The following is a 1,250-nucleotide window of genomic DNA, read 5'->3' as shown; positions in this document are numbered from 1 at the left end:
CCCCCGGAAGCCCCGGACCCTCCCCTCCACGACCTGAAAGGTCCCCGTCCCGTCATGCCCGAGCTGGTCTTCTTCTCCGGAACCATGGATTGCGGGAAGAGCACCCTGGCCCTCCAGATCGCCCACAACCGTGACGCGCGAGGGCTCCAGGGCGTGATCTTCACCCGTGACGACCGGGCGGGCGAGGGCAAGCTCTCCTCCCGGCTCGGTCTGGTGACGGAGGCGGTCGAGGCGCCGCAGGGCATGGACCTGTACGCGTACCTCGTCGCCCAGCTCTCCCAGGGCGGCAAGGCCGACTACGTGATCGTCGACGAGGCCCAGTTCCTCGCCCCGGAGCAGATCGACCAGCTCGCCCGGGTCGTCGACGACCTCGGTCTCGACGTCTTCGCCTTCGGCATCACCACCGACTTCAGGACCAAGCTCTTCCCCGGCTCACAGCGGCTCATCGAGCTTGCGGACCGCATCGAGCAGCTCCAGGTCGAGGCGCTCTGCTGGTGCGGCGCCCGCGCCACCCACAACGCCCGCACGGTGGGCGGCGAGATGGTCGTCGAGGGCGAGCAGGTCGTCGTCGGCGACGTGAACCGCCCTGCCGAGGAGATCGGTTACGAGGTGCTGTGCCGGCGCCACCACCGACGCCGGATGACCTCCGCCTCGGCCCGTGCCGGGGCCCTCTCCCCGGACGTGCTGCCGGTCACCGGCTGAGCACTCGCGGGGCCCGGCCCGTACGGCGGGACCGGAGCGGGAGAGAAACGGTATCGGGGCGCCCGACTCTGGCGGAGTAGTTCTCTGCAGGAGGAGTCTTCCGATGAAACATCCCCCGGACCGGATCGACGTGGCCGAGGGGCTGCGCCACATCCTTCAGGAGCTGTCCGCCATCGAGCGGTCGGTCGAGGGTGAACGCGCGGGCCTGCCGGATGCCCGTACGGACGGAGAGGGTCCCTGGGACGGGCCCGAGTTCACCGTCGAGACCATCAGCGACAACAGCATGCACACCGTGGTGGACATCAGGGCGCTGCGCGGTCCCGGCCAGCCCCCGCCCGACCGTGCCGGGCCCGGCGAGGAAGAGGTCGCCGCGCTGCGCGCGACCGTGCGGGCGCTGCTCGATCTGGCGGACATCGGATCCGGACGTGTGTGTACCACCGTGGTCCTCACCGAGCGGGGGCCACGGGTGGTCAGTTGCCGGCTGGGCGGCGGCGCGACCGTGTTCGCGCGCGAGCCGGGGGCGGGGGCAGCGGGCTGAGTGGTGCCTC

Annotated in this window: 2 protein-coding genes; both read left to right on the top strand. The window is 71.4% G+C overall.

Translation table 11 applies throughout. The annotated features are described in order from the left end of the window. The first annotated feature begins 54 nt into the window (after positions 1–54). Positions 55–702, top strand: a complete 648-nt coding sequence (locus AOK00_RS33835; protein WP_055603965.1) for a thymidine kinase — start codon at positions 55–57, stop codon at positions 700–702. Between the two features lie 103 nt (positions 703–805). Next, positions 806–1,240, top strand: coding sequence for a hypothetical protein (locus AOK00_RS33830; RefSeq protein WP_055603964.1), 435 nt, complete (start codon positions 806–808; stop codon positions 1,238–1,240). Positions 1,241–1,250: the final 10 nt, after the last annotated feature.

The organism is Streptomyces aureus (assembly GCF_001418135.1).
GTDB lineage: Bacteria > Actinomycetota > Actinomycetes > Streptomycetales > Streptomycetaceae > Streptomyces > Streptomyces aureus_A.
Note: the sequence above shows the minus strand (reverse complement) of the source record. Positions and strands in the feature narration are given on the sequence as shown.